Here is a 24,782-nt window from a genome sequence, read left to right on the forward strand (position 1 = left end):
CAGAATAGAATGATTAACAAACTTGTAAAAAAGATTAAAGAAACAAATGCACCTGTAGTTGTAGGATTAGACCCAATGTTATCTTACATACCAAAGCATATTACAGATAAGGCATATGCTGAATTTGGAGAAACACTTGAGGGTGTGTCAGAAGCACTTTGGCAGTATAATAAAGGAATTATCGATGCAACATACGATTTAATACCTGCAGTAAAACCACAGATTGCAATGTATGAACAATTTGGAATTCCGGGATTAGTTGCATTTGACAAGACTGTAAAATATGCAAAAGAAAAGGATTTAGTTGTTATTGGAGATGTTAAAAGAGGAGACATCGGTTCAACTTCTGCAGCTTATGCAACAGGACATCTTGGGAAAGTTAAGGTTGGCAATAATACATATTCATTATTTGATGAAGATTTTGCTACAGTAAATCCTTATCTTGGAACAGATGGTATTAAGCCGTTTGTGGATGTATGTAAAGAAGAAAAGAAAGGTTTATTCATTTTAGTTAAAACATCAAATCCATCAAGTGGAGAATTTCAGGATAGAATGATTGACGGAAGACCACTTTACGAATGGGTTGGTGAACAGGTTGCTAAATGGGGCGAAGACATAATGGGAGATGACTACAGTTATGTAGGAGCAGTTGTAGGAGCAACATATCCTGAAATGGGAAAAGTTCTTAGAAAGGTTATGCCAAAGAGTTACATTCTTGTACCGGGATATGGTGCACAGGGTGGAACAGCAGACGGATTAAAACCATACTTTAATGAAGACGGATTAGGAGCAATTATAAATTCTTCAAGAGGTATAATTTGTGCATATAAGCAGGACAAATATGCTAAATTTGGAGAAGCAAATTATGCAGATGCTTCACGTCAGGCTGTTGTTGATATGATTGAAGATATTAATTCAATTTTCTAAAATAGCTTATAATTAAAAGAGTAGTGGAATTGTATAATGCAAAAATGCATACCGGATTTCTACTCTCAAATTAAAATATACAAACACAATCTAAGAAAGGTGCTGTTTAGATGAAACATAAAGAAATCGCAAAAGTAATTTCACAGGAATCCATAGCAACAGGAGTTTACAGTATGTGGATTCAGACAAAAGATATTGCAGCAAAAGCTGTAGCAGGACAGTTTATATCTGTTTATTGTAAAGATGGAGCAAAGCTTTTACCTAGACCAATCAGTATTTGCGAAGTTAACAAAGAAGAAGGAACTTTAAGAATTGTATATAGAGTTGTAGGTGGAGGAACTACTGAAATGTCAGGATATGTATCAGGTGATGATATCGATATTTTAGGACCACTTGGAAATGGATTTATGCAAAGAGAAGGCAAAAAAGCGATTCTTATCGGAGGAGGTATAGGTATACCTCCAATGGTTCAGTTAGGAAAAGAATTAAAAGAAATCGCAGAAGTTCAGACAGTTGCAGGATATAGAGATGAATTGTTTCTGATTGACGAACTTGAAAAAAATGGTGATGTTTATATTGCTACAGAAGATGGAAGCACAGGAACGAAAGGAACAGTTATAGATGCGATTAAAGCATGTGCTGTAACAGGCGATGTAATTTATGCGTGTGGACCAACACCAATGCTTAGAGCAATAAAAGAATATGCTTTGGCAAATGACATTGAGTGCCAGATTTCATTAGAAGAAAAGATGGCATGCGGAATTGGTGCATGTCTTGGATGTGTATGCAAGTCAAAAGAAAAAGACCATCATACAAATGTAAATAATAAACGAATTTGCAAAGACGGTCCCGTATTTTTAGCACAGGAGGTTGAATTATAATGAATACAAAGGTTAATATTGCAGGCGTTGAATTCAAAAATCCTGTTATGGAAGCATCAGGAACATTTGGTTCAGGAGCCGAATACAGCGAATTTGTAGATTTAAATAAATTAGGAGCAGTAGTTACGAAGGGCGTGGCCAATGTACCATGGCCGGGAAATCCTACACCTAGAATTGCAGAAACTTATGGTGGAATGCTAAATGCAATCGGTTTACAGAATCCGGGATTTGATTTATTTGCAAAAAGAGATATCCCATTTCTTAAACAGTTTGATACAAAGATTATTGTAAATGTGTGTGGCCATTCTACAGAAGAATATATTGATGTTGTAGAAAAGCTTGGAAACGAGCCTGTAGATATGCTGGAAATCAATATTTCATGTCCTAATGTAAAGGAAGGCGGAATAGCTTTTGGACAGGACCCTAAGGCAGTAGAAGCAATCACTAAAGAAGTTAAAAAAGTTGCAAAACAGCCAATTATCATGAAATTAAGTCCAAATGTAACAGACATAACTGTTATGGCAAAGGCAGCAGAAGCAGGTGGCGCGGACGCATTATCACTTATTAATACAATTACAGGAATGAAGATAGATGTTGAACGTCAGAAATTTGCTTTGGCAAATAAGACAGGTGGTCTTTCAGGCCCTGCAATAAAACCGGTAGCAGTTCGTATGGTATATCAGGTTGCAAATACCGTAAATATTCCTATAATCGGAATGGGTGGAATTAAAGATGCAAATGATGCAATGGAATTTATATTAGCCGGTGCAACAGCAGTTTCAATAGGAACAGCAAATTTTACAAATCCATTAGTAACAGAAGAAGTTGTTGCAGGAATTGAAGACTATATGAGAAGACACAATGTTGAAGATATCAATTCATTAATCGGATTAGTAAAATGATAGAGGAGGAAACAAAATGAACGAAGTTCATTTTTTATAAATGTTTCCGACGAATAGCCGCTGACCGAAGGGAAGGGGCAATACAGATTGGTAAAGGAGAAACAAAATGGAAGCGTACAAGCAGGAATTTATTGATTTTATGGTAGAAAGTGATGTTTTAAAATTTGGAGAATTCACATTAAAAAGTGGAAGAAAATCACCATTTTTTATGAATGCAGGTGGATATGTAACAGGTTCACAGCTTAAAAAGTTAGGAGAATATTATGCAAAGGCAATCCATGATACATATGGAGATGATTTTGACGTATTATTCGGACCGGCATATAAGGGAATTCCTATCAGTGTTGTAACAGCTATTGCATATAGCGAATTATATGGAAAAGATGTACGTTACTGTTCAGACCGTAAGGAAGAAAAAGACCATGGTGCTGACAAGGGAAGTTTTCTTGGAAGTAAGTTAAAAGATGGTGATAGAGTTGTCATGATTGAAGACGTAACAACATCAGGAAAATCAATGGAAGAAACAGTACCAAAGGTAAGAAATGCTGCTGATGTTGAAATCGTAGGATTAATGGTTTCATTAAATAGAATGGAAGTTGGAAAGGGTGGCGAAAAATGTGCCCTTGATGAAATTAAAGAATTATACGGATTTGATGCAAATGCAATAGTAACAATGGAAGAAGTTGTTGAACATTTGTATAATAAAGAATGCAATGGAAAAGTAGTAATTACAGATGAGATTAAGGCAGCGATTGACGAATACTATGACAAATATGGAGTAAAATAGTCGGGAGATTTTAAAGTAGTGACAAAGACTCAAAAAAGGATACGGCTTTGGGGTCGTATCCTGTTTATATTGTATTTATTATGTGCTTTGTATGTAATGTTTTTCTCTGAAAGTTTAGATAGAGAGCTGGTTAGTGATACATACAGATATAATTTAACATTATTTAAAGAAATTAAGCGCTTTTGGAATATGCGCTACACATATGGCTGGAATGTTACACTTATAAATCTGGTAGGAAATGTAGTATGTTTTCTGCCGTTTGGATTTTTGTTGCCAACCATATCAAGAAAATCAATATTTAAAAATATAATAACAGTTACAATTTGGGCAATGCTGCTTAGTTTTGGAATAGAGACAGCACAGTTGCTGACAAAAGTAGGTGCTTTTGATGTTGATGACATTTTCCTTAATACATTAGGCGGATGTTTAGGATATATAATATTCAGAATAACAAAACTTCACAAACATGTTATGTAGGAGAAACAATGGCGAAAAGAAATAAAAAAGACAAAAAACAAAGAATAGCATTAAGCAGTTATACAAAGGGTGGAAGAATATCTTCGCTTATAGCACTTGAAGCTTTTATATTATTTGTTTTAACAGTTGCGTTATGCATAGTACAGAATGGAAACGCAGGTATATATGTAGGAATTTTGGCATGGGCTATATTTGGACTTGCGCTTGCCGGATTTGTAATAGGTTTAAAAAGTTATCAGGAAGAAACAAAGTTTCTAAAATACACATATATAGGAACAATTTCTAATGCAGTAATATGGATTGGAATTTTGTGCGTATTTTTAATATATGTATGATGCCAGGGTGAAATTGTGGGAGTGCGTAGCACGAAACAATCCGTGGACATCAAAGCCGGGGAGGTTTGCTCCACCCGATATCATATATATGATCAAGAAAACGATAGCCGGATAATTAGATTACAATTTTAAAAATATAAGAAAGGATGCTTTGCACAGCAGTAATGGTAAGACAATGTCGGATAAAGAAAGATTTGAAAAGCAGATGGAATTTATCAGAGAAGTAGATAAATCAAAAGAAATTTTTAGACAATCATATGTGACAAGTGGCAGTAGACATGAAAATGATGCTGAGCATGCATGGCATCTGGCTATGATGGCAATGATAATGAATGAGTATGCAAATGAAAAAGTAGATTTGCTTAGAGTTATAGAGATGGTACTTGTACATGACCTTGTTGAAATAGATGCAGGTGATACATATGCATATGATAATAAGGGAAATGAAACAAAGAGAGAGAGGGAGTTAGTTGCCGCAGACAGAATTTTTAATATACTTCCAAATGACCAGGCAAAAATGATTAGAGGACTCTGGGATGAATTTGAAGCCGGAGAAACAAAAGAAGCAAAATTTGCAATAACATTAGACAAAACTCAGCCAATAATGTTAAATGATGCTACTGACGGTAGAGCATGGATGGAGCATGGTGTAAAAAAAGAACAGATTATGGCGAGAAACAAAAAGACACCGGATGGTTCCGTGAAAATATGGGATTATTTTGAAAAGATAATTAATAAAAATGTAGAAAAAGGCAGAATTAAAGAATAGCCTTTAGGAGTAAATCTATGATTAAAGAAAGATATGATATTGCTATAGAAAGAATAAAAGAAATAATTACTGAAGATACAGTAGAAGAAAAATTTCTACCTTATTTTGTTGCAGCAGCACAGTTTATACTTAAAATAGATAATTTACTTGGGCTAATAGAAAGCAAAAAGATTGAAGAGTTGACTTTAGAACAGTTGACATTCCTTAATAAAGATTTATATGAAGATGAAACGGAAATTGTATATGAAAAATGCTTCGCAAATCCTAAATTTGCAGTAGAAAAATTAGGAGAAGAATACGGACAGTTATTATGTTATGTATTTACAGCAAATAGAAATATGATTTCTAACGCATTTCAGGGCAAATTAGAAGAAATAACATTGAGAATGGAATTGTTTATAGAAATATATAATCAATTTGAAGATAGAGAAAATCTTACAAAAAAATCAATTCATGATATGATTTATTCTTTTGAAAAAGATAATTCAGAAATTTTTATGACTAACAGAATAGATGAAATAATAAATCCTGAAAATGATTTTGCAGTTAAGATTGTAATGGAAAGTGATTTAGAAGATTTAAGATATTTATACAAATATGGTGAAAGTATTAGTGAAAACGAAATAGAAACAGCAAAATTTTTAAATACACTTTCACAGGAAAGAATAGATAAAATTGCAAGTGTTTATACAGAAGGATATAGACTGGGGTTTATAAATACAGGAAAGGATTTATCTATTAAAAGTGCAGTAGACATAAGATATTATATTGGATTTGAAAGAATAATCCGTGCGGCCATAAAGCAGTTTGAAAATATGGGCTTAAAACCGGTTATTTATAAAGGAGGATATGAATCTACCAAGATAAATAAACAGTATTGGTTTGACCATAAGTTTGATGATGCATTATTCTTTGACAAAGGTTATGTACAAAGAAAGTTAGAGGTTGCAACTACAGCATTTGAAAATAGAAAGAAAACAGCAGCACTTATGGCAGGACCGGCGGTTATAGAAGTATTTGGAGAAAATCCATTTGAGCCGGAAAATAAAAAAGAAGCTTTACAGTTAAACAAGGAGCAACAGAAATTAAAAGTTGAATATGCAAGAGAATATACTCAGATAGTTCAAAAATATATTAAGGGCGATGAGAGAAGCTTTACGATTATTGCGTTTCCACTTCCTGAAATTGGAATGGATTATGAAGAATTATTCGAAGAGACAGTTAAAATTAACTGTTTAGATCAGGATAAATATCGCAAGGTACAGCAGAGTATAATAGATGCCCTTGATAAGGCAGATTTCGTAAGGGTCGAAGGAAAAGGAAGCAATAAGACATACATTACGGTTAATATGCATGAATTTAAAAATCCTGAAAAAGAAACTAATTTTGAAAACTGTCTGGCAGATGTAAACATTCCATTAGGAGAAGTGTTTACTTCGCCAAAACTTACAGGAACTAACGGAGTGTTACATGTGAGTCAGGTATATTTAAATGAATTAAAATACAATGATTTGGAAATTACATTTGAAAATGGATGCATAAAAGACTATACATGTAAGAATTTCGATACTGAAGAAGAAAATAAAAAGTATATAAAAGAAAATGTTATGTTTAATCATGACACTTTACCTATAGGGGAATTTGCCATAGGAACAAATACAACAGCTTATGTTATGGCAAATAAATACGATATAGTATATAAACTTCCAATTTTAATAGTGGAAAAAATGGGACCTCATTTTGCAGTAGGTGATACATGTTACAGTTGGGAAGAAGATGTTAAGACATTTAATCCTGATGGAAAAGAAATTGTAGCAAAGGAAAATGAAATCTCAGCTTTAAGAAATGAAGATTTGTCAAAAGCATATTTCAGTTGCCATACAGATATAACGATACCTTATGATGAACTTGGAGAAATTACAGCCGTAACTAAAAATGGTGAAGAAATTGTCATTATAAAGGATGGAAGATTTGTTCTTCCGGGAACAGAACTTTTAAATGAAGCTTTTGATAAATAAAATAAACATAAAAATGTAAATAAATGTAATAAAATTGTTAATTTAGTACCCCATTTATTGACGTAATAAGTCTTAACAGTTACAATGTAAGTGTTTTTATGATTTAATAAGCCAGGGGAGGATTGTGTGAGTGCGTAGCACGGAACAATCCGTAGGCATCAAAGTTTAATGCAATACTATAAGAAATTATGAAGGAGAAGAGCAATGGCAAAAGTAGCAATTGTAATGGGCAGCGATTCAGATCTGCCGGTAATGAGCAAAGCAGCAGATTTTCTTGAAGAGATAGGAATTGATTATGAAATGACAATCATATCAGCACACAGAGAGCCGGACATCTTTTTTGAATGGGCTAAGGGCGCAGAAGAAAGAGGAGTAAAAGTTATTATTGCAGGAGCTGGTAAGGCAGCTCATCTTCCGGGCATGTGCGCAGCTTTATTCCCTATGCCGGTAATAGGTATACCAATGAAAACATCAGATTTAGGCGGAGTAGATTCATTATACTCAATCGTTCAGATGCCATCAGGTATTCCGGTTGCAACAGTTGCTATTAATGGTGGACAGAATGCAGGTATTCTTGCAGCAAAGATTCTTGCAACATCTGATGCACAGTTGCTTGAAAAGTTAAAAGCATATACAGAAAAAATGAAAAAAGACGTTGTAGCAAAAGATACAAAGTTGAAAAAAGTAGGATATAAAAACTACTAAAATTATATTAAAAAACGTAACGGTATTATATTTTCATATAATCGGTACTAAATTTTAATATGAAAAATAAAAAAACATATTTATTATAATTTGTTTTTGCATTATATGATTAAAAATGATTTAAGAAACCATTTGAAAGTAAGAGGAGAAAAGAATTATGGATTACAAGAAGGCAGGCGTTGATATCGAAGCAGGTTACAAGTCAGTTGAACTTATGAAAGAGCATGTAAAAGGAACTATGAGACCTGAAGTTTTAGGAGGTCTTGGAGGATTTGCCGGAGCTTTCAGTTTAGATTCTATTAAGAAAATGGAAGACCCTGTTTTATTATCAGGAACTGATGGATGTGGAACAAAAGTACAGTTAGCTTATATTATGGATAAACATGATACAATCGGTATTGACTGTGTTGCAATGTGTGTAAATGATATTGCATGTTCAGGTGGAGAACCACTTTTCTTCCTTGATTATATCGCATGTGGAAAGAACTATCCTGAAAAGATTGCTACAATCGTAAGTGGTGTCGCAGAAGGATGTAAACAGTCAGGAGCAGCATTAGTTGGTGGTGAAACAGCAGAACATCCGGGACTTATGCCTGAAAATGAATACGATTTAGCAGGATTTGCAGTAGGTGTAGTAGATAAAAAAGATTTAATTACAGGAGAAAATATTAAACCGGGAGATGCGTTAATTGGTATCGCATCATCAGGTGTACATAGTAACGGATTTTCTTTAGTAAGAAAAGTATTTGAAATGTCAGAAGAATCACTTAATACATATTATGATGAATTAGGAAAGACATTAGGAGAAGCTTTACTTGCACCAACAAGAATTTATGTTAAAGCATTAAAGAATGTTAAAGATGCAGGAGTAACAATTAAGGGATGCAGTCATATTACAGGTGGTGGATTCTATGAAAATATTCCAAGAATGCTTCCTGATGGAGTAAAGGCAGTTGTAAAGAAAGACAGCTATGAAGTACCTGCAATTTTTAAACTCCTTGCTAAGACAGGAGATATTGCAGAAGAAATGATGTACAACACATACAACATGGGTATCGGTATGGTATTAGCAGTTGACCCTGCAGATGTAGAAAAGACAATGAAAGCATTAGAAGCTGCCGGAGAAACATGCTATGAAATCGGAAAGATTGAGGCAGGAGAAAAAGGAGCTGAATTATGCTAAGAGTTGGGGTTTTAGTTTCAGGCGGAGGAACAAACCTTCAGGCAATCATTGATGGAATTAAGAATAAAGTAATTACAAATACAGAAATCGAAGTAGTAATAAGCAATAAGAAAGATGCATATGCGCTTGTAAGAGCAAAGGAAAATGGAATTAATGCAGAATGTATTTCACCTAAAGATTTTGCTGAAAGAAAAGATTTTAATCAGGCGTTAATTGATACTTTAGATAAGTATAAATTAGATTTAATCGTTCTCGCCGGATTTTTGGTTGTATTACCTCCTGAAATGATTTCAAAATACAGAAATAAAATTATAAACATACATCCATCTCTTATTCCATCATTCTGTGGAAATGGTTTTTATGGATTAAAGGTTCATGAAAAAGCATTAGAAAGAGGTGTTAAGGTAACAGGAGCTACAGTTCATTTTGTAGATGAAGGAACAGATACAGGTCCTATAATTTATCAGAAGGCGGTAGACATTTTACCGGGAGATACACCTGAAGTGCTTCAGAAAAGAGTTATGGAACAGGCTGAATGGAAGATTATGCCACAGGCGATTAATGATATTGCCAATGGTAAAATCAAAGTTGTAGACAATAAAGTAATATATCAGTAGACAATATAAGGAGAAGACAATGAAAGTATTAATTGTTGGAAGCGGTGGAAGAGAACATGCCATTGCAAATGCAGTAGCAAAGAGTTCAAAAGTTGATAAGATTTATTGTGCGCCCGGCAACGCAGGAATTGCAGAATATGCAGAATGTGTAAATATCGGTGCAATGGAATTTGATAAGTTAGTTTCATTTGCAAAAGAAAAAGAAATTGACTTAACTGTAATTGGTATGGATGATCCGTTAGTAGGCGGTGTTGTAGATGCTTTTGAAGCAGAAGGGTTAAGAGTATTTGGACCAAATAAGGCAGCAGCTATTTTAGAGGGATCAAAAGCGTTTTCTAAAGACTTAATGAAGAAATACAATATTCCAACAGCAGGATATGAAAATTTTGATTCTCCTGAAAAAGCATTAGAATATTTGGAAACTTCAAAATATCCAATTGTATTAAAGGCAGATGGACTTGCTTTAGGAAAAGGTGTATTAATTTGCAATACAAAAGAAGAAGCAATTGAAGGCGTAAAGAGCATAATGCTTGATAAGAAATTTGGCTCAGCCGGAAATACAATGGTTGTAGAGGAATTTATGACAGGAAGAGAAGTTTCTGTTTTATCTTTTGTTGATGGGAATACAATAAAGATAATGACAAGTGCTCAGGACCATAAGCGTGCAGGAGATGGTGACACAGGTCTTAACACAGGAGGAATGGGAACATTTTCACCAAGTCCTTTCTATACAAAAGAAGTTGATGAATTCTGTAAGAAATACATTTATCAGGCTACTGTTGACGCTATGAAAGCTGAAGGAAGAACATTTAAGGGAATTATCTTCTTTGGATTAATGATTACAGAAGACGGACCAAAGGTATTAGAGTATAATGCAAGATTTGGTGACCCGGAAGCACAGGTAGTTCTTCCAAGAATGAAAAATGACATAATTGATGTATTTGAAGCATGCATCGACGGAACACTTGATAAGATTGATTTGCAGTTTGAAGATAATGCAGCTGTATGTGTAGTTCTTGCAAGTGACGGCTACCCTGTAAGTTATGAAAAGGGATTTGAAATAAAAGGATTAGATACGTTTAAGGATAAAGACGGATATTATGTATTCCATGCAGGAACAAAGTTTGATGACGATGGAAAGATTGTAACAAACGGAGGACGTGTATTAGGCGTAACTGCAAAGGGAAAAGATTTAAAAGAAGCCAGAGCGAATGCATATAAGGCAACAGAGTGGATAGATTTCGATAATAAGTATATGAGACATGATATCGGAAAAGCTATCGACGAAGCTTAAAAGTAAGGGAAAGAGATGAAAAAAATATGTGAGAAAGGAAAATTGCAAATCATATAAGCCTTTGATTTGCACCTTTTAAACACAAGATGCTTGTGATTAAAGGAATGGGTACGAATAATGAGAAAAAGTAAATCATTATTATTAAGTTTAATTGTGGCTGCAGGATTAACAACATTAATGGGAGCAAATGTTTTTGCCGATTCTTCTTTAAAAGAACTGACAGTTAATGGTAAAACAGATTCAGGAGATAGCACGGTAGTAAATTTAAGCCCTTCATTTTCAGAAGATGTAACTGATTATGAAGCTACAGTAAAAAACAGTGTTAAGAAATTAGACATTAATGCCGTTGCAACTGAAAGTTCAGCAGATGTAAAAGTCTCATGGGATACATTAGATGAAGGGGACAATAAAACATATGTTGAAGTTACAGATTCAAATGGCCAGAAAACTACATACACAATTAAAACAAAGAGACTTACTACAGATGAGGAAGAAACCTATAAAGAAGATACCAATACTAAAAAAGATAGCGGCATTAAGGTCACTGTAAACAAAACAGAATTGACCATTTCTTCAAAAATTAAAAAAAGTGATATTCCTGAAGGATTTGAAGAAAGTACATTTACATATAATAAAAAAGAAGTGCCTTGTATTGTAGGCAAAGTTAAACAACTCACAGCAGTCTATATGACAAATGAGGAAGAAGGCATAGCAGGATTTTATATTTATAATGAAAAGAAGGACACTTTTTATCCGATGAGAAACATTCTTATTAAGAGTAGAATGTACACTGTAGTAAGACCGGAAAAAAGAGATTCATGCCTTAAGAATTATACAAAAAAAAGAATAACAATTTATGACCAGGAAGTTAGTGCATGGGAACTTGATTCAGAAGAAAAATTGTATCTTGTATATGCAATGAACTGGGATGGAGATATAAATCTTTATTGTTATGATGATCAGGAAAAAGTATTTCAGAGATACATAGCTACAAATGATGTTAATACACAGCTTGAGGCAGCAAATACTTCATATGGAAAATTACAGGATAAGTATAATAGTATTGTTGACAGATATAATATCTTAGTGAAAGCGATTGCAGGATTAATTATCTTAATTGTTATTCTTATATTTGCAGTGCTAAATCTTATATTGTCAAATAAAACAAAAAAGATAAAAAAATCAAAAGATGAAGAAACTAATAATTTTGGAATCAATGTAGAAGGTCAGGATGATGATGTTAAATCAGATGATTCTGAAAACGAAGAAAATCCTGAGACTACAGATAGTGATGATACTACAGAAGAAACTCATGAAAAGACAGAAGAAGATGAAATAGAAGAAGCTATTTCAGAAGTAAATGAGGATTTAAAATTAGCTGTGGCAATGGAAACAGGTATATTTGACGATACAGATGAACAGAATGAAGATAATGATACTGATAATGGAATTAATATCGTAGAAGAAACAAATGAAATCGAAGAAAATGAAAATAATATTCTGATGGAGAATGAAAAAGACATTCAGACAGAGAATGATATGAAAGACAGCACAGGAAAATCAGATGATGACGATGAAGATTTTGTTTTCGTAGATTAATAACAAAATAGCAAGGATCCGGAGTGTTGCAAGATGTAGCTTTCGGGTCCTTTCTGACATATAATAAAAGTATTTTTTTAATAATCACAGTTTTATTAAATTATTAAAATAATGATAATAAAGATATTTGCAAATAAATCACAAATGTCTGATACAATAAATACAGAATAGGAGGGAAAGCAATGGAGGACAAAAAATATACAAAACAGACTTTACAGGCTTTAGAATATGCAAAAGATATTGCTGTATATTTTGAGGCTGATTATATAGAAACAGAGCATCTTCTAGGTGGGCTTGCAAAGGTTACTGACGGTGTCGCTGCGAATATATTATACAATTATGAACTTGAAGCTCACGATATAATCAGGGCAATAGGCGAAGACATTACAGAGCAGGATATTTTAAAAACGAAGAGAAGAATTTCAAGAAATAATTTAAAATTTACATCCCGAAGTCAGGGAGTTTTAGATAGAGCAAAACTTGAAGCAGGAAGAATGGGAGTAAATGAAGTCGGTACAGAGCATGTTTTACTAGCAATAATTGCTGACTCAGAATGTCAGGCAAATAGAATGTTAACAAGTTTTGGTCTAAATTTAAAGAATTTATGCATAGATATTTTAAAACTTACAGATAGAGACCCTAATGAATTTAGAGCATATGTTAAGCAGGGAAGAAAAGAGCCGGTTAGAAGGTCAGATGTGCCTACATTAGAACAGTTTGGACGAGATTTAACAAGAGATGCACATGAAAAGAGATTAGACCCTGTAGTAGGAAGAGAAACAGAAATCCAGAGAGTTATACAGGTTTTAAGTAGAAGAACAAAGAACAACCCATGTCTTATAGGTGAACCGGGTGTAGGTAAGACAGCAATTATAGAAGCAATTGCACAGAGAATTGAAGCAGGTGAAGTCCCTGAAACAATGCTCGATAAGAGAATATTTATTCTTGATTTGACAAGCACGGTTGCCGGTTCAAAATACAGAGGCGAATTTGAAGAAAGAATTAAAAGAATAATAAATGAAGTTCAGGCAGCAGGCAATATTATTCTTTTTATTGATGAAATTCATACAATCATAGGAGCAGGAAGTGCAGAAGGCTCTATGGATGCTTCAAATATATTAAAGCCATCACTTGCAAGAGGCCAGATACAAATAATTGGAGCAACAACAATAAATGAATACAGAAAAAATATCGAAAAGGATGCAGCATTAGAAAGAAGATTTCAGCCTATAATGGTGGATGAACCATCAGTAGAAGATACAATTACAATTTTAAATGGTTTGAAAGAGACTTATGAAAAATATCATAACGTTGTAATCTCAGAAGAAGGAATTGATGCAGCAGCAAAATTATCTGAAAGATATATTAATGACCGATACCTTCCTGACAAGGCAATTGATTTAATTGATGAAGCATGTGCAAAGGCAAGACTTAAAGGAACACCAAAAACAAAAGCAGTTATTAATGCTGAAAACAATGTGGAACTTTACACAAATATGTTGGAAGACTCCATAAAGAAGGGTGACTTTAAGACGGGAAGCGAAGCTAAGATTAATTTAGACAAGGCAATGACTAAGTTAGATAAGGTTACTGAAAAATGGAACACAAATAAATATGAAAATAAACCTGTAATAGGTGAAAGTGAAATAGCGGAAGTTGTTTCAATGTGGACCAGAATTCCGGTAAGCAAATTAACAAAAGATGAGACAAAGCATTTGATTAAATTAGAGGAAGTTCTTCATAAGAGAGTGGTAGGTCAGGATGAAGCAGTAAAAGCTGTAGCCAAGGCTGTACGAAGAGGAAGAGTAGGATTGAAAGATCCAAACAGACCAATTGGTTCATTTTTGTTTTTAGGACCTACAGGTGTAGGAAAAACAGAATTGTCAAAAGCACTTGCAGAATCTGTATTTGGTTCTGAAGAAGCAATTATCAGGGTAGATATGTCTGAGTACATGGAAAAGCACAGCGTTTCTAAAATGGTAGGTTCACCTCCGGGATATGTAGGATATGATGAAGGTGGACAATTAAGCGAAAAAGTAAGAAGAAATCCATATTCAGTTATACTATTTGATGAAATTGAAAAAGCACATCCGGATGTATTTAACATATTACTTCAGGTACTTGACGATGGTCACATTACTGATTCTAAAGGAAGAAAAGTAAGCTTTAAAAATACAATTTTGATTATGACAAGTAATGCAGGTGCTTCAAGAATTATGGAACCTAAAAAATTAGGATTCAATTCAGAAGAAAATGAAAAACAGGATTATGAAAAAATGAAAGCAAATGTCATGGAAGATGTTAAACGAATTTTCAGACCTGAATTCATAAACAGAATTGATGATATTATTGTGTTCCACAGTCTTGGAAAGAATGAAGTAGGAAAGATTGTAAACATCATGCTTAACCAGTTTAAACACAGAGTAAAAGAGCAGATGGATATAGATATCAGATTTGCAGATTCTGCCAAAAAGTATATAATACAGGAAGGTTATGACAAGAAGTATGGGGCAAGACCACTTAGAAGAATGATTCAAAATAAAATTGAAGATACATTGTCAGATGAAATATTAAATGGAAATGTTACAAATGGAGACAGTATTACTATTTCAGTTAGAAATAAAGAGGTTATTATTCTAAAGAAATAATTGAACGAATAGTGATAAATTTGTAATAAAAATTTAATAAATTATATACGACTTTTGGAAGAAAAAAACGGACAAGTATGTTATAATGAAAAAAACACTAGGACGCCTGACGGAATTAACGGGCGAAAATAACAGGAGGATAAGATGGCAGTAGTAAGCGAATTGATTAGAAAAGAAAGCGATGGTTCTATTAGCTTTGGTGATTATACATTAGATAAGAAGACAAAGCTTGCAGATTTTGAAGTTGCAGGTGATATGTACAAAGTAAAGACTTTCAATGAGATTACTAAATTAGAAAGAAACGGAATGTTTGTATATGAATCAACACCGGGAACAGCAGTAAATGCATTCAAAGCAACAGCTGATGAAGTAAGTTTCTTTGTTGAAGGATTAGGACAGACTCAGATAACACTTGAATTAACAGCAGAAAAAGAATATGAAGTTTTCATCAGCAACAGAGCAGTAGGAAAAATGAAAACTAATTTAGGCGGTAAGCTTACAATTAGTGTAGATGCTGATAAAGAAGCTGTAACACACGTAAAAGTTGTAGCAATTTAATAATCAATAAGCACAATAATAAAATAAAAATAAACTAAAAAAGTGTCAAACCACATGGCACTTTTTTTGTTATACGCAATGAGCCAAATAATATCTGCTTTTTGCTTGCAAAAAAAGCAGATAGTATTTGGCGAATGCATAATCACTGAGAAGAAGCGAAGCGGATTCGAAGTGATTACATGGCGAAGCCATGGGTATAACAAAAAAAGATAAAGAATAAGAGTTGGCGAATGCATAATCACTGAGAAGAAGCGAGAGTTTTAAAGCCCGGAAGGTGAAGCAGGATAAATTTGAATAAAGAGCATTTGACGCCGTCGGTTCAAATCTTTGGCATATATTCTGACTGGAACCGTAGGTTCAAAAGTCAGAATATATGCCAAAGATTCAGAACCGCTACGAGCGGCAAGCAGCGCGAGCGTACTTTAGGCAAATTTATCCTGCTTCACCCCCATAGGATTGAAAAGGAGAAATATGGCAAAGGGAAAAACAACAGCATTTTTTTGCAAAGAATGCGGATATGAAACAAGCAAATGGTTAGGACAATGTCCGGGATGTAAAGAATGGAACACATTTGTAGAAGAATTAGTCACAAAGAAAACAAAGGGACTTACGGGAAAAAATATACTTGAAAGTAAACCGGTAGCAATAAATGAAGTTGATGCAGCAGATGAAGAAAGAATTTCAACAGGATTTTCTGAATTAGACAGAGTGTTAGGTGGGGGTATTGTGCCTGGAGGAATGGTACTTGTAGGTGGAGATCCGGGTATTGGAAAATCAACGTTATTGTTGCAGGTATGCAGAAACCTGTCAAATGATGGAAAAAAAGTGCTTTATATATCAGGTGAAGAATCAGTTAAGCAAATAAAATTAAGAGCAAACAGAATAGGAAAATTTAATGACAAAATGCTTCTTTTGTGCGAAACAAGTCTTGATACCATAGAAGAACAGATAAAAGTATGTAATCCGGATATTGTTGTTATTGATTCGATTCAGACAATGTATCGTGAAGAAGTAGGTTCGGCACCAGGAAGTGTAAGTCAGGTAAGAGAATCTACAAACGCTCTCATGCAGGTCGCAAAGGGAAGTACAATTCCAATGTTTATAGTAGGTCATGTAACAAAAGAGGGGGTTGTGGCAGGACCAAGAGTGTTAGAGCATATGGTAGATACAGTTCTATATTTTGAAGGAGACAGACATGCTGCTTACAGAATTATAAGAGGTGTAAAGAATAGATATGGTTCTACAAATGAAATAGGAGTATTTGAAATGAGAAGCGAAGGATTAGAGCAGATACTTAATCCTTCAGAATTTATGCTTGAGGGAAGACCTACAGATGCTTCGGGTTCAGTTGTAGCCTGCCTCATGGAGGGAACACGCCCTATTTTAGTGGAAATACAGGCACTTCTTACAAGAAGCAATTTTGGAATGCCAAGAAGAACTGCAGTTGGTACAGACTATAATAGAGTAAATCTTTTGATGGCAGTTTTAGAAAAAAGAATTGGAATTCAAATGGGAGACTTCGATGCTTATGTAAACGTTGCAGGCGGAATGAAAATATCAGAACCCGGTCTTGATTTAGCGCTTGTAATTGCCATGCTTTCAAGTTACAAAAACAGAGTTATTGAGGCAGATACAATATTTTTTGGCGAGGTAGGTCTGGCAGGTGAAATAAGAGCAGTTGCAATGACAGATCAAAGAGTTGCTGAGGCAAAAAAATTAGGATTTAAACGCTGTGTTCTTCCAAAGGTATCAATGGATAGCTTAAAAGATACTAGTGGAATAGAATTAATAGGCATTAGTAATGTAAAAGAAGCACAGGATTTAGTTTGAAGTAACTAAAAGAGTTAATAAGGCAAAATTTATAGAATAAAAGTTAAAATTACAAATTAGCAATATATACGATAGAAATTAATAATTAATTTTGAATAAGATAATAATTAATTGTAAATAGTAAGAAAATATATGGTGCCTGGACAAAGATAAAATCTGTAAAAACTAAAAAATAAAAAAGTATATACATAATTATAAATAAACCTGAAATTGATTTTAATTTTGCTAATAAATGTAAAGTGGAAGAATATATCAATTTCAGGTTTTTTATAAAAATATCTAAACAAAACAGTTGAGGAATGTCACATATTAATGTATAATATTTTGTGAGGTTCTAAATAATATGTACATTATGCATTAAATTTGTGAACTTATAAAGTAACAAAACAGATAAATGAAGGGAGAGTACAATGAGACAAAATGTAAAACGAACAATTGCATTTGCTGAAACTGTAGCAATGATTGCAACATTGACAGTAGGAATTACATTTGGCAACGCAACACAAGTAAAGGCGGATATAACATCCAGAACAAATAATATTCATATTGATACTTCAATTCCAATTTCGTCTCAGGGTGAAACAGTAGGTTATGAATTTACAGTTGAAAAAGATGGGTACTATATGTTGTACACACAGGGAGAGGATGATACATACGGAACTTTGTATGTAAAGGAAGGAACAACTTGGAAAGAACTTATCCATGATGATGATGGTGATGACGGCGATTCAAACAACTTTCTTTTAACAGCTACATTATATAAGGATAAAGAATATAAGATAGATGTTAGAGAATATGATAATAACAATTTTAGCACAGAATTATTTGCAACAGAATATACACCAATAATTAATGGGGTAAATTGTAGTTCTAATGTATATGCCAGGGTGGGTGATACAGTTGAATTGAAAACATATGCTGAAGATCAATATGGAAATTATATTGAGGATTTAGGAGATCTTGGAATAACATATAGATGGTATATGGAAGATGATGAGACAAGTAAAATTGACGAGTTAGGTACCGGAAGTTCTTATACAGTTAACAACGTAACGGAGCATATATTTAATGAAGTTACATACAAAGTTGATTGGCGTTATGGCGAATATAATGATACGCTTGAGTTTTATATATATGATATAGAATATTCTTATAAAATTAACTCAGATAATAGTGGCAATATATACGCAAGCCAGGGAGAATCTGTTTCATTAAATATTAAAGTTGAAAATTATAAAAAAGAAGAAGTTGACCCGGATGAAGAGGGAATTACTTGTACTTGGTATAAATGTAATGATGATGAAAGAAAAGAAATAGGAAAAGGAAAAAGCTATACAATTGATAGCGTTGAACAAAATGATTTATATGATGAAGATTCAAATATAAGATATCGTTGTATAATCAAAAAAAATGATAAATTTATTGATGCAACTACATTTTATATTTACGACAGAGTTTATGCATATGAAACACAGAGTATATGGATAAGAACAATGGCAGGACAGAGTTGTATACTTGAAGCTAATGTTGCTAATGCAGAAACATATAATGAAGTTAATCCTGCAAATGAAGGAATAACTGTAAAATGGTATAAGTATACAGGAAAGAGATATTATGATAGTGGCAATGACGATTATTATTATGAATATGGTGATCCTGTGGAAGTTTCTTCAGATGGATTTATTTTATTAAACAATTTATCTGAAAAAGATTTTTATAGAAATGGCGATACAAGTACATATTGGACATATGCAATCTATAAAAACGGGAAAAAGATAGATGAATCAGATGCACATATTAGTAAAGAAGATGCTGATTTTTCAGGTGTTACTGAAATGAAAGTTGTATATGCAAATGAAGGAAGTTCAGCGACACTTGTTCCGGACGTTTACGAAAATGGAACAAAAGTATCATTTAATAAAAATTATATATGTGAATGGTCAAATGAAAAGGATGAAAATCTTGGAACAAAATTAGTTTATGACATAAGTAATGTAACAGCAACTAATATTTATTCATATCAGAATCCTGTTTCCTATTATTGTGATGTTTATAAGGTAAGTTATGATGGAGATGGAGAGTATAGAGAGCGTATTGGATATACAAGATTTATTATTGTTAGAGGTAACTCACAGATAAATCAGCCAAATCAACCGAACCAATCAGGTCAGCCAACAACATTACCGGGACAGAATAATGTAACAACACCGACAACAAACAATACAGTAGGCAATGCAGCAAAAGATGCAACAATTAAAGAGACAGTTAAAGGAAATGTTTTAAAAGCCGGTAAAGAAAGTATAAAGATTTCTATTAAGAAAATCGCAAAAGCAAAAGGATATCAGGTACAGGTTTCTACTTCAAAGAAATTTAAAAAGAAAGTAACAATTACTAAATTAACAAAGAAAAATAGCATTGTTATTAAGAAATTAAAGAAAAAGAAACAGTATTTTGTAAGAACAAGATCATATACAATTGTTAAAAAGAAAAAGAAATTTGGTAAATGGTCAAAAGTAAAAGCTATTAAAACAAAATAGAAAAATGTTTATAAAGTAGTGTCGGTATAAAAGAAAATAATTAAATTTATTTTCGGAAATATATTAATGCCAATACGGCAAGCTGAATTATAAACTTATAAAATGAAACCTTCAGTGTCATTTGAGCACTGAAGGTTTTTTACAAGGTGTTGTTTATGAAATTAAATTTAAATAAGTTAATGTAAAAATAAAAAATCGTGTTAAAAACACGATTTTTTTATAACAGGGGTGGAAGGAATCGAACCCTCCTCTGGAGTTTTGGAGACTCTTATTCTACCGATGAACTACACCCCTAAAGGTTGCTGTGCGTTAAGCACTTGATATTTATATCACAAATAGAGAATATTGTCAAACAAAATATTAATAAAAGTGTTTTTATTAATTTGAATAAAAAAATAACACCTGCCTATAAAATAAAGGGTTGCATAATAAAAACAGTTCAATTACAATGAGAAAGAAGAAAGAAGTCGTTAAATTCCTAATATAATTATATCAAATACCTTCATATTTTATTAGAGACCCCAATCAATTAACGAACTTCTTTAAAATAATGAGCGTTTGCAATCGAAAGATTTGTGAATGCTCATTTTCTTTTGGCGTTATTTATACATATTATTTATTTAAATTATTGAGATTATATATTGTAAAATGAAAGATTAGATAATGAATGTTTTCTGTTTATATTATTACTTATGTCTAAAAATTTTTACGTGAAGTTTATTTAAATAAAAGATTAGATAATACTAATATTTATTATTATATTCTATGGAAAGAAAGTGCCAAATTTGATATTATATACATAGAGACTTTTAAGGAGAGAAAAGGAATGTACGATACTGTAGCATATATATACAAGGATTATCGAATTGAATTTAAAGAAGAAGGGTATCATGTGTACGGAGAGGCTTTTTATCCGGGAGAAGTTTTGCCGGTTGGAACAATTACAGGACATTCATATAACTCTAAAGACGAAAATGATATTTCACATATGAAAGACAATTCACTTCATATTGATATGCTTATTGTAAGTGAAAAGCATAATGGAAAAGGGGTAGGTTCAACCCTTATGAAGATGATGATGTTGTATGTTGAAAAAAGAAAATTTAAACATGTTACTACGAATCCAACTCCGATAGATGGGAGAACTACAAAGCAGTTGGAAAAGTTTTATCATAAATTTCATTTTAGCACAGGTATTATGATAAAACGAATTGAATTTGTAGATGACAAGGATATGTTTGAGTTAGATAGTGACGAGAATAGCGAGGAAGAATTCGAGACTCAGAAGATAAAAAATATTAACCACGATGTAGAAAAAGCCGTAAGTTCACAGAAGTCCGGCAGTTATCAGGAGGAAGAAGTTATTGAAGGACTTCAGCCTGTTGAAAAAATTGAACTTAAAGAAAATATACAGGCAGCGCTTAGAGTATTAGACGAGGAAGCTCATAAAATAGAAATGAAAAAAGTTATGCTTGAAGAGATATCTAATGCGAACGGAATAGAAGAATCTTTATATGAGTTAGAACAGGATGTTGAATTAAAACAAGAAGCTACTAATAAAAGAACGGCTTCTGATAATGTTAAAATATCTTTAAAACAAGATGACAATAAGAAAAAACAGAAACTAAAGACTGAATGCAAGATAAGCGATAAATTGGAAGATGATTTTACTAAAGAGGGAAAAGACGATTATGCAGAGCATTTAAAAGAAAAAACGGGCTCAGAGGAAAAGGCAGCTTCACAAGTTAACCATATTCCGAATTCTTACAATATTGGTATATTGACAACGATCTATTATGTAGAGGAAAGATTGCCAAAGAAGAGCGATATTCTTGATATAAGCTCAAGATTTGTAGCAAAGAAAGCTTATTTTGAACAGAAAGGTCACAAAGTTACTTCTGTTAATTCCATAGATTTAACAGAATTTAATGATGAGAGTTTTGATGTTGTACTTGCAGTTGAACCTATGGATAAATTAAAGACAAAAGAAGAACAGGTGTCATTTCTTAAAGAAGCATACAGAGTGTGTAAAGTAGGCGGAAGAGTTTTCGTTTCATTTACTTCTAATGATATGATGCTTGCAAATGAAATTTTAAATTACGATCCTGATTTTCTTAAATCTGAAAATGTAGACAAGAAAACAATGAAGATTCTTCATGGAAGTAAAACTACATTTACCATAGATGAGATGGAAGATGTAATTCATTCAAGCGGAATGGAATTTACAAATAGATTTGCCATGGATGGAATAGGTTCTATGATGACTGAACAAATTGATGCAATGAATGATAGTCAGTTTAATAAATGGATGAGTTATCATTTATATGCGTGTGAGAAAGAACATGGAATAGGATACAGTTCATCAATTGTTTATATAATTAAGAAGATAGACTTAAGTGTTTAGAATAATTAAGAAAAAGAACTTAACTAAAGATGAGAAAAATAGACTTAAATTTTTACAACAAAAATAAATTTAAGTGATTAGAATCATCAATAAATATCAAATATAAAATACGGTGATAGCGGTAATTTGTCTGCCACCGTATTTTATTACAAATTTTTCTGAAATAATTTTACAAACTTTAGTGCAAATTTCGTTTAAATACTTGTTTGATTAGTAAAAATAAAATATAATAAGAACGTTATTGGGAAAAATAAAGGAGAGGGTTTTATGTTAAGAAAACAATTATTTAAACAGGCAGCAGTCTGTGTTTTAGCTGCCGGAATGATTATGTCAAACATACCATGTACACAGGTTAATGGTATATATGCAAGTGTTGATGTTACAAATAGTGTAACAGTTAATTTGAGTCAGAAGATTCAGGTTGTAAGCACAGATTCAAAAAGTGTTTTATACAAATTTGTACCAACACAGACAGACACATATGCTTTATTTAGTGAGGGAAATCAAAGTGTCCATTGCAACATCTTAAATTCCACAGGCGATGTAATATCTAATTTTTATCCGATGGATTCAGAAGGAATCAATTTTTGTACAAATTATGAAATGAAACAGGGACAGACTTACTATTTTCAGATAATAAGTGAGTCAGGAAATGCTTTAAACACAAGCGTTACGCTTAGAAAATATTCTGACGTTTCGTTGAAAGTTGATTATTTGGGAGATAGCAAATCTAATCATGTAAAAATTCCTGTAATATTAGGAAAGCCTGTGACAGTTAGTTTGAATGCCAAGGTTACATCAGCTACAGGAACAATTACATATTCATGGTATGCATATGATGAAAATATGAATTTGACATATTTGCCAAATGAAAAAGGTGAAACGTTAACAATAAATCAGGTTAATGAGCAGAGCCCAATAGGGTACAGATGTGTTGTTTCAAATGGAATCAATTCAGAAATATTTGAAATAGAACTTTTGTCAAATGTTTCAGTATCAGAATTTGAAAAAAATAATGAAGAGATTTTCTTGAATGATTCAAAGAAAGTGGCATTTAGGGAAAATGAGACAACGCAGATGGTTTTCAAATTTGAGCCGGACAGCGATGGACAGTATGCTATGTATTCTAGTGAATCAGAAGAAAATAGCGGGCCTACGACACGTTGTGATTTATATGATGAAACAGGAAAGTACATTGATTATAATGAATATGGAAATGGAAAGAATTTTGTAGTTATCGACACTCTTGAAAAAGGAAAAACTTATTATTTTGTTATAAGTAGCAACGAACAAAACTATAATCCATTTAGAGTAACTTTGAAAAAGTCTGATGATGTTAAATTAAAAATTAATTATTCTGCAAATTATGATGTAGAAAATAACAGATATAATATTATCTGCAAAGAAGGCGAAAATATTTCAATAGGAATTGGAGCAATAATCTCTTCAGATATCGGAACTATTACATATAAATGGTTTAATGGAAATGCTCTTATCGAGGGAGAAAACAATGCAACAATTTCTATAAATAATGCAAATGAAGATAATGCCGGAATTTATTACTGTCAGGTGTCAAATGGATTAGATGTAAAAACATTTAAAGTTTTGCTGATAGTAAATAAAAATGAAGAGATTACAACTAAGCCGGAAAGAACAAAACCGGAGACAACAACAAATTTAACTGAAACAACAACCAAGTCGGAAAACACAACTTTGGCAAATGATACACAACATACAACAACTGCCAATAATGCACAGCAGAAGACAGAGGCAACTACAAATAAGCCGGAAAATTCTGCCGGAAACAATACAGCAGGAAATAAACAAACAGAAAATAATGTAGCATCGAACACAACAACAAATGCACAAAATACGTTGATTGCCCAACAACAGACTACAGTAGGAAAAGGAAAAATAAAATCAGCTGTTAAGAAGGCGAGCGCAAAGAAAGTTGTTATTAAACTTAAAAAAGTGAGAGGTGCTTCAGGATATGAGGTAAAAGTATCAACATCAAAGAAATTTGCTAAAAAGACAACAAAAACAGTAGATGCAAAGAAGTTATCTGTTACAGTTAAAAAGTTACAACCAAATAAAAAATATTTTGCAAAAGTAAGAGCGTATGTTATCGTTAATGGAACAAAAGTATATGGCAAATATTCAAAGGCTGTAAAGATTAAGTTAAAGTAAGGCTTGAAAAATAAGTTGTATTGAAAACTAAATTGTAAATGTAAAATATTATATTTGAAGAGCTGTCGTATTTATGCGGCAGCTTTTTTTAACCAAATTCAATCTAATTCAAAAAAATAGAGAT

The 24,782-nt window shown here is 32.7% G+C and carries 19 protein-coding genes and 1 tRNA gene; 19 read left to right on the forward strand and 1 reads right to left on the reverse strand.

Annotated features, from left to right (window positions below; all coding sequences use genetic code 11):
- Positions 1-9: 9 nt before the first annotated feature.
- The 17 genes from pyrF to N5B56_RS03965 all read left to right on the forward strand — a co-directional run bounded on the left by pyrF (position 10) and on the right by N5B56_RS03965 (position 20,067).
- On the forward strand, positions 10-927 hold the full coding sequence (gene pyrF / locus N5B56_RS03885; RefSeq protein ID WP_260978418.1) for an orotidine-5'-phosphate decarboxylase: 918 nt from the start codon (positions 10-12) through the stop codon (positions 925-927).
- A gap of 110 nt (positions 928-1,037) precedes the next feature.
- Positions 1,038-1,808: a dihydroorotate dehydrogenase electron transfer subunit gene (locus N5B56_RS03890; RefSeq protein ID WP_117908767.1), complete on the forward strand. Its 771-nt coding sequence runs from the start codon at positions 1,038-1,040 to the stop codon at positions 1,806-1,808.
- The gene (locus N5B56_RS03895) at positions 1,808-2,710 is read left to right on the forward strand and encodes a dihydroorotate dehydrogenase (protein ID WP_118565332.1); all 903 of its coding nucleotides are present in this window, start codon (positions 1,808-1,810) and stop codon (positions 2,708-2,710) included. The genes N5B56_RS03890 and N5B56_RS03895 overlap by 1 nt, the downstream gene beginning before the upstream one ends.
- A 106-nt stretch (positions 2,711-2,816) precedes the next feature.
- On the forward strand, positions 2,817-3,497 hold the full coding sequence (pyrE, locus tag N5B56_RS03900; protein ID WP_022089773.1) for an orotate phosphoribosyltransferase: 681 nt from the start codon (positions 2,817-2,819) through the stop codon (positions 3,495-3,497).
- An 18-nt stretch (positions 3,498-3,515) separates the two neighbouring features.
- A complete protein-coding gene (locus N5B56_RS03905; protein WP_260978419.1) occupies positions 3,516-3,974 on the forward strand; it encodes a VanZ family protein in 459 nt (152 codons plus the stop codon).
- Between the two features lie 8 nt (positions 3,975-3,982).
- Positions 3,983-4,309, forward strand: coding sequence for a hypothetical protein (locus N5B56_RS03910; protein ID WP_022089775.1), 327 nt, complete (start codon positions 3,983-3,985; stop codon positions 4,307-4,309).
- 151 nt (positions 4,310-4,460) lie between these two features.
- Positions 4,461-5,078, forward strand: coding sequence for an HD domain-containing protein (locus tag N5B56_RS03915; protein ID WP_346432188.1), 618 nt, complete (start codon positions 4,461-4,463; stop codon positions 5,076-5,078).
- A gap of 17 nt (positions 5,079-5,095) precedes the next feature.
- On the forward strand, positions 5,096-7,096 hold the full coding sequence (locus tag N5B56_RS03920; protein WP_260978420.1) for an aminopeptidase: 2,001 nt from the start codon (positions 5,096-5,098) through the stop codon (positions 7,094-7,096).
- Positions 7,097-7,300: 204 nt separating this feature from the next.
- Complete coding sequence (gene purE / locus N5B56_RS03925; protein ID WP_022089778.1) at positions 7,301-7,801, forward strand: 5-(carboxyamino)imidazole ribonucleotide mutase; 501 nt, start codon at positions 7,301-7,303, stop codon at positions 7,799-7,801.
- Positions 7,802-7,958: 157 nt separating this feature from the next.
- Complete coding sequence (gene purM, locus N5B56_RS03930; RefSeq protein WP_117908777.1) at positions 7,959-8,984, forward strand: phosphoribosylformylglycinamidine cyclo-ligase; 1,026 nt, start codon at positions 7,959-7,961, stop codon at positions 8,982-8,984.
- Positions 8,978-9,601, forward strand: coding sequence for a phosphoribosylglycinamide formyltransferase (gene purN, locus N5B56_RS03935; RefSeq protein WP_117908779.1), 624 nt, complete (start codon positions 8,978-8,980; stop codon positions 9,599-9,601). Before purM ends, purN begins: the two co-directional genes overlap by 7 nt.
- 19 nt (positions 9,602-9,620) lie before the next feature.
- On the forward strand, positions 9,621-10,895 hold the full coding sequence (gene purD, locus N5B56_RS03940) for a phosphoribosylamine--glycine ligase (protein ID WP_118565329.1): 1,275 nt from the start codon (positions 9,621-9,623) through the stop codon (positions 10,893-10,895).
- A gap of 117 nt (positions 10,896-11,012) precedes the next feature.
- Positions 11,013-12,494 (forward strand): cadherin-like beta sandwich domain-containing protein, encoded by a 1,482-nt coding sequence (locus tag N5B56_RS03945; RefSeq protein WP_260978421.1) that lies wholly within the window; start codon positions 11,013-11,015, stop codon positions 12,492-12,494.
- Positions 12,495-12,676: 182 nt separating this feature from the next.
- Positions 12,677-15,142 carry an ATP-dependent Clp protease ATP-binding subunit gene (locus N5B56_RS03950; protein WP_260978422.1) on the forward strand — a complete coding sequence of 822 codons (2,466 nt, stop codon included), beginning with the start codon at positions 12,677-12,679 and terminating at the stop codon, positions 15,140-15,142.
- A gap of 144 nt (positions 15,143-15,286) precedes the next feature.
- The gene (locus N5B56_RS03955) at positions 15,287-15,700 is read left to right on the forward strand and encodes a hypothetical protein (RefSeq protein WP_022089784.1); all 414 of its coding nucleotides are present in this window, start codon (positions 15,287-15,289) and stop codon (positions 15,698-15,700) included.
- 471 nt (positions 15,701-16,171) lie between these two features.
- Positions 16,172-17,530, forward strand: coding sequence for a DNA repair protein RadA (radA, locus tag N5B56_RS03960; protein WP_118565326.1), 1,359 nt, complete (start codon positions 16,172-16,174; stop codon positions 17,528-17,530).
- A 410-nt stretch (positions 17,531-17,940) separates the two neighbouring features.
- The gene (locus N5B56_RS03965) at positions 17,941-20,067 is read left to right on the forward strand and encodes a hypothetical protein (RefSeq protein ID WP_260978423.1); all 2,127 of its coding nucleotides are present in this window, start codon (positions 17,941-17,943) and stop codon (positions 20,065-20,067) included.
- 223 nt (positions 20,068-20,290) lie between these two features.
- Here N5B56_RS03965 and N5B56_RS03970 read toward each other — a convergent pair.
- Positions 20,291-20,361 (reverse strand) — tRNA-Trp (locus tag N5B56_RS03970).
- A 532-nt stretch (positions 20,362-20,893) separates the two neighbouring features.
- Between N5B56_RS03970 and N5B56_RS03975 the strand changes: the two genes are divergently transcribed.
- Both N5B56_RS03975 and N5B56_RS03980 read left to right on the forward strand, forming a co-directional pair.
- Positions 20,894-22,471 (forward strand): bifunctional GNAT family N-acetyltransferase/class I SAM-dependent methyltransferase, encoded by a 1,578-nt coding sequence (locus N5B56_RS03975; RefSeq protein WP_118565324.1) that lies wholly within the window; start codon positions 20,894-20,896, stop codon positions 22,469-22,471.
- 267 nt (positions 22,472-22,738) lie between these two features.
- The gene (locus tag N5B56_RS03980) at positions 22,739-24,658 is read left to right on the forward strand and encodes an immunoglobulin domain-containing protein (RefSeq protein WP_260978424.1); all 1,920 of its coding nucleotides are present in this window, start codon (positions 22,739-22,741) and stop codon (positions 24,656-24,658) included.
- Positions 24,659-24,782 lie beyond the last annotated feature (124 nt).

Source organism: Eubacterium album, assembly GCF_025336545.1.
Lineage (GTDB): Bacteria > Bacillota > Clostridia > Lachnospirales > Lachnospiraceae > Eubacterium_U > Eubacterium_U album.